Annotated in this window: 5 protein-coding genes and 1 riboswitch; of the genes, 4 read left to right on the plus strand and 1 reads right to left on the minus strand. The window is 53.5% G+C overall.

The features are described from left to right. Positions 1-46: 46 nt before the first annotated feature. Positions 47-3187 carry an EAL domain-containing protein gene (locus F1379_RS18605; RefSeq protein WP_162551210.1) on the plus strand — a complete coding sequence of 1047 codons (3141 nt, stop codon included), beginning with the start codon at positions 47-49 and terminating at the stop codon, positions 3185-3187. Between the two features lie 82 nt (positions 3188-3269). Here the strand turns inward: F1379_RS18605 and F1379_RS18610 are convergent, their stop codons facing one another. Then, positions 3270-4364, minus strand: a complete 1095-nt coding sequence (locus tag F1379_RS18610; RefSeq protein WP_150272558.1) for a GGDEF domain-containing protein — start codon at positions 4362-4364, stop codon at positions 3270-3272. Positions 4365-4590: 226 nt separating this feature from the next. Continuing rightward, a riboswitch (purine riboswitch) is annotated at positions 4591-4690 on the plus strand. Between the two features lie 120 nt (positions 4691-4810). On the opposite strand from F1379_RS18610, the gene F1379_RS18615 reads away from it, so the two are divergent. The 3 genes from F1379_RS18615 (at position 4811) to F1379_RS18625 (ending at position 8392) form a co-directional block, all read left to right on the plus strand. Further along, a complete protein-coding gene (locus F1379_RS18615) occupies positions 4811-6262 on the plus strand; it encodes an NAD(P)/FAD-dependent oxidoreductase (protein ID WP_150272560.1) in 1452 nt (483 codons plus the stop codon). Positions 6263-6478: 216 nt separating this feature from the next. Then, a complete protein-coding gene (locus tag F1379_RS18620; RefSeq protein ID WP_239004734.1) occupies positions 6479-7963 on the plus strand; it encodes a methyl-accepting chemotaxis protein in 1485 nt (494 codons plus the stop codon). 210 nt (positions 7964-8173) lie between these two features. After that, positions 8174-8392 (plus strand): hypothetical protein, encoded by a 219-nt coding sequence (locus tag F1379_RS18625; protein ID WP_150272565.1) that lies wholly within the window; start codon positions 8174-8176, stop codon positions 8390-8392. The last annotated feature ends 303 nt before the right edge of the window (positions 8393-8695 follow it).

An 8695-nucleotide genomic window follows, 5' to 3' on the forward strand; every position in this document is an offset into this window, starting at 1 on the left:
AAACATGCTCATAGCCGATTTTTTGCAGAGAAAAAGGAGAATTACAATGAAGCGGTGTAAACTGTTGCTTCTGATTGGTGTTATCTCTATGCTTGCGTCTCCTGCTGCAGCTTATGCCGAGAGACAGGAGGTCAAGTACCAGGCAGAGCTGGACTATCCGCCATATAAGTATATGCTGAACGGATATCTGACGGGTTTTGATATCGATTTGACTAGTCTGATTTTTGACAAACAGGATTATAACATCAAATACAGCACGGGCGGCTGGGAGGATACGTATCGTTCGCTGAAGCGGGGAGAAATTGATACAGCCGGGCTGATGGTGGTTACCGAGGAGCGGAAAGAGGATGTCCTCTTCTCGAAGCCGGTGTTCAGGGATTACATCTCCGTGTATTCCCGGCAGGCGCTGAAGGCGGAAGTGAAGCTGCGTACGCTGAAGAACTTTACAATCGGCGTGGGCAAAGACCAATATTCGGAAGGCGTACTGCGGAACAAAGCCGGGATCAGCCAATACATAGAATACGATACGGTTCCGGAAGCACTCACAGCCCTGCAGGAAGGTGAAATCGACCTGCTCTTCGAGAACCAGGGTGTGGTCGATTATTTGATTGTGGAGCAGGGGCTGACCGGCAATATCGTCCGCAAGATGAGCAACCTGTTCCCGGAGGATGCGGCCTTCGGCGTCAGCAAGTCATCGCCGGAGCTTGTTACCTATATCAATGCCCGGCTGTCTCGTCTGCAGCGCTCCGGAGCCTTTGAAGAGCTGTATCAGAAGTACTTCTTTACGCATTCCGATTATTACGCCGCTAAGATACGCAACAGAGTGATATACGGTGCTGGAATTGTCCTCTGTCTGGCGGTGTTCGGCATCGTCTGTGCGCGGATGTATATCAGGCGCCTGCGGCGGACCATCCACGCGGAGCAGGAGTTCTTCGTGGATGTTATCGAGCATTCCGGAATGATTGTCTGGGCGGTGCTGGAGGACCGGCGGGTCATCCGCTTCAACCGCTATGCCAGGGCAGTGACCGGGCTGACGGAGAAGGAGGTGCTTGGCCGCAGTCTTGATGCTTTACCGGGTCTTGAAGGCAATGCTTCTGTACTCAGAGAGCTGCTGATCCGGGCTGTGTATCATGACTATGCCGCTAATGTGGAGCTCAGACTTCCGGAGCATTCGCCGGAGGCCAGGTATTACTCCTTCCGCACGACCCTGATTAAAGGGATGGACACGCAGGCCGGGGATATATACGTCCTGCTGGGAACGGATATTGATGAACGCAAGCAGAATGAGCTCAAGCTGCAGCAGAGCTACGAAGAGCTGGAAGCCACTTATGAGGAGCTGTCTGCAGCGGAGGTCGAGCTGCAGGATCAGCTGGGCAAGCTGGAAATCAGTGAACGCCGGTTCCGGGTAGCCTCCGAGGGCTCCGGGGCTTATATGTGGGAGCTGGACTCGAATAGCGGCTTATACAAGCTGTCGGACCGCTGGTATGATGTAATGGGCTATACGGAGGAGGAGATTAATTCCTTCGAGGGCGGCGTGCTGAGCCTCATTCACCCGGATGATCAGGAATCGGCCAATCAGGCGAGAAGAGATCATCTGGCCGGTCTGTCTCCGTTCTACGAAACCGAATACCGCATGCGCACGAAGGACAACCGCTACATATGGTTCGAGGTCAGAGGCAAGGCGATTGTGGACCCCAAGACCAAGGCCACCTTGTTCCTGGGCTCTTTGATCGACATCTCTACGCGTAAGCAGGCCGAATTCAAGCTGAGCAGCAGCTATCAGGAGCTGGAGGCTACGTATGAGCAATTGACGGCGACCCAGCAGGAGCTGGTGGAACAGTACGAGGTGCTGCTGGAAAGCCAGAAGAATATGCACCGCCTGGCTTATATGGATTCGCTGAGCAATCTCCCGAACCGGATCAGTCTGCTGGAGACCATGGAGAATTACTTCCGGCGGCCGGGAGGCAAGGCGGCGCTGCTATTCGTCGACACCGACAATTTTAAATATATCAATGATACCCTGGGGCATAAATCAGGCGATGTCCTGATCCGCAAGGCCAGTGAACGGCTGCAGTCGCTGGTTGGCGAGGGGGCGATGCTGTCCCGGCTGGGCGGCGACGAATTTGTCGTCTTCGTCAAAGATGCGCACAACCGTAAGGATGTGCTGAGTCTGGCCGACAATATTATGCGGGCGTTCCGCAAATCTTTTCTGATCGGTGAAAGTTATCTGTATGTATCGGTCAGCATCGGAATTTCCTTCTACCCGGAGGACGGCGCGACCACGGAAGAAATATTGAAGAACGCCGACGTAGCCATGTACCGCGCCAAAGAAGAGGGCAAGAGTACCTACGTGGTGTATGACAAGTCTATGCACACCGCCTTCAATGAACGGATGAATATCGAGAAGCATTTACGCAGCGCGATGAACAATAATGAGTTCGAGCTGCATTACCAGCCGCAGGTGGAGGTGTCTACCGGTCTGATTTCCGGGTTCGAGGCGCTGATCCGCTGGAACAGCCCTGTGCTGGGCTTTGTTTCACCGCTGTCCTTCATCAAGATTGCCGAGGACTCACGTCTGATCATTTATATCGGGGAGTGGGTGCTGCGTGAATCCGTCAGCTTTATGAAGAGCATTCATGACCGCACCGGTATTCCGTATAAAATTTCAGTCAATATCTCCATCATTCAGCTGCTGCAGGAGGATTTCGTTGAGATGGTGCTGGACAGCCTGAATGAGAGCGGGCTCGCCCCGAATTGCCTGGAGCTGGAGATTACGGAGTCCATCTTTATGGAATCCTTTGAGAGCACGGTGAGCAAGCTGGAGTTCCTCAGATCACGCGGAATCAGGATTGCCCTGGATGATTTCGGAACGGGGTATTCCTCGCTCAGTTATTTGCAGCAGCTGCCGATTTCCACGCTCAAAATGGATAAAATCTTCATTGATTCGCTGGCGGACAAGGAGTTCAGCCAATCATTCATCCAGACCATTATTCTGCTCGGTCACAAAATCGGGCTGGACGTCGTAGCTGAAGGAGTGGAAGTGGCGGGCCAATGGGCCTTCCTTAAAGAAGCGGGCTGCGACAAGATTCAGGGCTATTTCGTCAGCCGGCCGGTGCCGCAGCGCGGGGTAATCGGGCTGCTGCAATCGCGCGATCGTTATGGGGAAACAGATGGTGATGAAGCTTAATCATTAGATTACGGAACAAGCGGGCCCGGGAACATTGCGTTCTCCGGGCCCGCTTGTTATATGTTTGCTGTGAATGCTCACGCTACAGCGTGACAATTTTATTCTTCCCGGTCTTCTTGGCTTCGTAGAGGGCGTCATCGGCCTTCTGAAAGGTTGAGCTCTTGGAATCGGCCCCATCATAGTTATGCATCCCGATGCTTACCGTGACGGAATGTCCGTCCATCTCGGCCACAGGAGCCTGGGCGATACCCTCCAGCACCCGCTGCATAATCTCCCGGGATTCCTCATACGGCTTGGCGGTCAAAATGACCACAAACTCCTCTCCGCCATAGCGGGCGGCGAAGTCATCCGTGCCGATATGCTTGAGAAGAATGGCCGCAACCTGCTTCAGGACCACATCGCCCACCCAGTGCCCGTACCGGTCATTGACCTGCTTGAAATTGTCGATATCCAGCACGGCCAGCTGCATCGGGAAAGGATTGCCCTGCTGATGCTCAATCAGCCAACCAAGATATTCGTGAAAGGTCTTATGATTGTACAAATCAGTCAAGGGGTCAATCTTGGACAGGCGATCCATGATAATATTCTGTATCCGCAGGTCCTGCTCGGCTTTGACCGAGCTGGCCAGCGACTGCATCAGATCCCGCCCGCGGGCGATGATGCCGAAGCCCGCCGATGCCGTGCCGGCAAAGATAACGGCGATAATGATATTCTCGATGCGCAGCGTGTAGTCATAGGGCGATGTATTGATGAACAAGAGAATGAGATAGAGAAGACAAACCGATGACGAAGCCATCAGATAGGCTTTGTTCACATAAATCATGGAAACCAGCAGCGGAAGCAGCATAATGAGCGGTTTGGCATGATAATCCATGCTTAGATTTCCGATCATCAAGAAGGCGTAGATATGGCTGGCAACAATGATGGCGAACTCGGCATGCTGCGGCAGGCGCCGGTGAATGAGCTCCAGAGTCAGAATCAGCAGGCCGATCAGTGAATCGGGAATCAGCATATGGAAAATGTAATACCGGCTCCCGGAGAACTGGGGGAGCTGTCCCCACATCGAGAAGGAGACGAACAACTGGCTTGCCAGATAGACCAGCAGAACAAGCCAGAAGGAATTGAGCAGCACGCGGTTCCAATAGGTTTGGCGAGGAGTTGACGGCGGTTGATGCATAAGCTTTTCCTCTTTTCAGAGTGGCGGTAGACGTTTCACTGATTGTATATATTCGACAATGGGTCTTTATTCCCTGCTAAACAGTGACTTTAGGATAATGTTCGTGTTTTGATGACTATTGACATATAATATTAGCGTATTAGTGTAATTTTAAGTAAAAATACGAATTATAAATACGATATTCATTGACATATTCGTTTGTTTTCGTTATTATTCTTGTTGTCTTAATCCAACAGATCAATCTGTTCGTATATCCTCAAAGATAAGGTTTGGGGGTTTCTACAGGGAACCGTAAATTCCTGGCTACGAATAGGGTGCATTTTGCATACCTATGAAGCGGCCGGGATTTTTTGTGTCGTGTGTCGGAAACCGGAAACAGATGCTGAATCGGCATCCATACAAAAGCCGCTCTTTGCGGGGTATCTAACAGGAGGAACATATAAGCTATGAGTAAATATGATGTGATTGTCGTTGGCGCCGGCCCGGCCGGAATCTTCGCCTGCTATGAGCTGAGCCGCCAGGCGCCCGATCTTAAGGTGCTGCTGGTGGACAAGGGACATGATATCTACCGCCGCAGCTGCCCGATTCTGGAGGAGAAGATTAAGCTCTGTCCGCCCGCATCCGGGCGCAAGGAATTTGCCGGCTGTCTTCCGGCCTGCTCCATTACCGCCGGGTTCGGCGGGGCCGGAGCCTACAGCGACGGCAAGTTTAATATTACAACTGAATTCGGCGGCTGGCTGAATGACTATCTCGCACCTTCCAAGGTGCTGGAGCTGATTGAATATGTCGACTCCATTAACCTGGAGCATGGAGCCACACCGGTCGTCACCGACCCGACCACCGACCGCATCCGCGATATCGAGCAGCGGGGGTATGCCGCCGGTCTCAAGCTGCTGCGGGCCCAGGTACGCCATCTTGGCACTGAGCAGAATCTGGAGATTCTTAAATCCATCTATGAGCATTTGAAGACACGCATCGATATGCTGTTCAAGAGCGAGGTTGCTGATATCATCACCGTCAAGGCAGACGGAACACACCGGATTACGGGAATCACGCTGAAGAACGGGGAGAGCTACGAGGCGGATATGGTCATGATCGCTCCGGGGCGCGATGGTTCGGCCTGGCTTACCGAGGTGCTGAAGAAGCGGCGCCTGAAGATGTACAACAACCAGGTCGATGTCGGCGTCAGAGTGGAGACGTCGGATGTCGTGATGCGTGAAATCAATGAGCATCTCTATGAAGGGAAATTCATCTACAATACATCTGTAGGCACGCGGGTACGCACGTTCTGCAGCAATCCTTCGGGACATGTCGTTGTCGAGAACCACAGCGGCATTATGGCAGCGAACGGACACTCCTACAAAGATCCGGCACTCGGCTCCCGGAATACCAACTTTGCACTGCTGGTATCCCATACGTTCACCGAGCCGTTCGACAAGCCCAATGAATACGCGCGGGAAATCTGCAAGCGGGCCAATGATTTATCGAGCGGCGGTGTCATTGTGCAAAAGTACGGCGATATTCTGCGCGGCAGACGCTCCACGGAAACACGGATCAAGGAAGGCTTCCTGGAGCCGACGCTGAAGGAAGCGGTCCCTGGCGATCTGGGGCTTGTCCTGCCGTACATCACCATGAAGAGTCTGATCGAAATGGTGGAGGCGCTGGAAAAAGTGACACCGGGCATCGCCTCCGAGCACACGCTCTTCTACGGCGTGGAGGCCAAATTCTATTCCGCCCGTCCGAAGCTTGCCGAGACACTGGAGACGGAAATCTCCGGGCTCTACTGCGGCGGTGACGGGGCAGGCATTACCCGCGGGCTGGCCCAGGCCGGAGCGGCCGGGGTGTGGGTTGCCCGCAAGATGGTGGAACGTGCAGCCAGCCGGGCTGCCGTCCACTAAGGTCTGCCCGGAACAAACCTGACATAAGAGCTGTCCAATGTGCCGGATATGGCATGGACAGTTCTTTTTTTGTAGATAAGAGTTTACCGTTTGTACAATATTTGCGCAGGATATCATTTCCTTTATGAAACTCGGCTGATATAATGTTAGGAATTATAACGTGATAGAGTGGAGTGGACGAAAATGCGTGTTCGCCGGGGGAAAGCTGTCTTGGTAGTGCTGCTGTTGCTGCTGGTTGGTCTTTATGGATTATGGGTGGATATGAACCTGATCCATAAGCTGGTATATCTGCTCCTGACGGGCGGTCTGGCAGGGATAGCTTATACTGTATACCGTGGAGGACTGCAGCAGAAGCTGGAGCTGGCCGAATCAGAGGATAAGGTGGAACGGCTTGGCAACGAGATTGTAGTCACATCGGACCGGCTGCATGGAGCGCTGGAGGAGATCAACCGTCATACGGAGAGTCTGCAGCAGACGGCCGACTACTCCCATGCCTATGAAATCGGGCTGCAGGCCCGCAGCAATGAAGCGAAAGCTAACATAGAAGACGCGTTCGCCACGATGGAGGGAGTTGCCGCGGTAACACGACATATCGAGGAGCTGACGAAGCGGCTCGGATCAACTATGTCAGCAACCCGGCAGGGGATGGACGACATGCTTGCTTCCCTCAAGAATACGGATGCGGTCATGGCGCAGCTTCAGGACCAGAGTGGGGACATGCAGAGCAAGTTCGCGGCCCTTAGCGGCCGGATCGCCATGGTTGAGGAGATTAACGCGCTGCTTGTGGGGATCGTCAATGAGACCTCGCTGCTCGCGCTGAATGCTTCCATTGAAGCGGCCAGAGCCGGAGAGCAGGGGCGCGGCTTTGCCGTAGTCGCCGACCGGATCAGACAGCTGGCCGACCAGAGCCGCAGCTCAGTGGAACGCTCCTCGGCAGTGCTGCTGGATATTAACACCGGCGTCCGCCAGGTGCTGGAGTCTGTCGCCAAAGAGCAGGCTGCCGTACAGCAGGGAGTGGGCGAGGTAACGACCGTAAAGCAGCGGCTGTCCGACATTTCCGGGCAGATCGCAGAGGTGGGCGCAGCCGTTGCTGATACCGTAGACGCCGCTGCACGCCAGAGTGTTCTGATCGGTGAGGTGACGGGCGAGCTGCGCGGAGCGGTAGCCATCGTCAATGAGACGATTGCCAATGTCGATTCCACGCTGGAGCAGGTGACCCGTCAGCGGACACAGATCAGCCAGTTGAACGGAATCAGCGCGAATCTGCTGGAGGAATCGCAGGCGCTGCAGCAATCGGTGAACAGCATCGCCGGGCGGGAAGCCGTCAATCTGGACCGGTATGCCGCCCGGCTTGACGAGATGCAGGGGCTCCTGGCTGAGATTGCAGGCAGAGCTGAATTGGTTATTCCTGACAGCGACGGACACGGCCGCGTTCTGACCGCCTGCCTGCAGCAGACGCCGGATGTGCAGGCCATCTGGTCCAACCGCACGGACGGCACCTTTATCTTCTCCGAGCCGGCGGCGGGGCTGCTGAACGCCAAGCGGCGGGATTGGTGGAGCGGAGCGATGAACGAAGGGCAATATGTATCGCAGCCTTATGTCTCCGCCATTACCAAGCGCTCCTGCATCACGCTGTCGCGGGCGATCCGTGACAGCCGGGGTGATGTGGTCGGCGTGGTGGGGATAGATCTGGCTGTATAGCGCTCGGGGGGCGTACATCAGAAGCAAGGGCGTCTCCGCATTAGCCGGAGGCGCCCTTGTTAATAGACAGGTAGGAGTTAAATGGAAGCACGAGGGTGAATGGACGCGTGAAGGTGAATGGAAGTTGAAAGTAAATAGAAGCAAAGGGAAGAATGAACGCGTGAAGGTAAATGGAAGCACGAAGGTAAATGGAAGCACGAAGGTAAATGGATGCGTGAAGGTAAATGGAAGTTGAAAGTAAATAGAAGCAAAGAGAAGAATGGACGCATGAATGAAGGTAAATGGAAACATGAAGGTAATGGAAGCACGAAGGTAAATGGAAGCATGAAGGTGAAGAATAGCATGTCCATCAAGGGGGAAGAAGCTCCGGAAGGTGTAAATTTAGGGAATTCAGGGTCGAATGTCCATCAAGGGAGAAGAGGCTCCTGAAAGCGTGTAAATTAGGAAATTCAGAGCCGAATAGCGCCGGAAACTGAAGCTTTACTTACCACACTAACTTAGCCAGGACTAAGCCTCGTATAAATTCATTCGTTACATGGACATAGTTGGATTTTGGCACACTAATTTCGCGATTTGCGCGGATTTCGGCGATCTAGTTTGATTATCGCCACTTAATTTGGGTCCATTTAGCGTAATCAGATGGCGTAAAATAAGTTGTGTACCAAGATTTGGGGCCTAGTCAGGCAACAAAAAAGTAGGGTATTCTCGGGATTGTTGAAGTCCACCAAGAAA

Origin of the sequence: Paenibacillus tepidiphilus (assembly GCF_008635795.1) — a bacterium.
Lineage (GTDB): Bacteria > Bacillota > Bacilli > Paenibacillales > Paenibacillaceae > Paenibacillus_AQ > Paenibacillus_AQ tepidiphilus.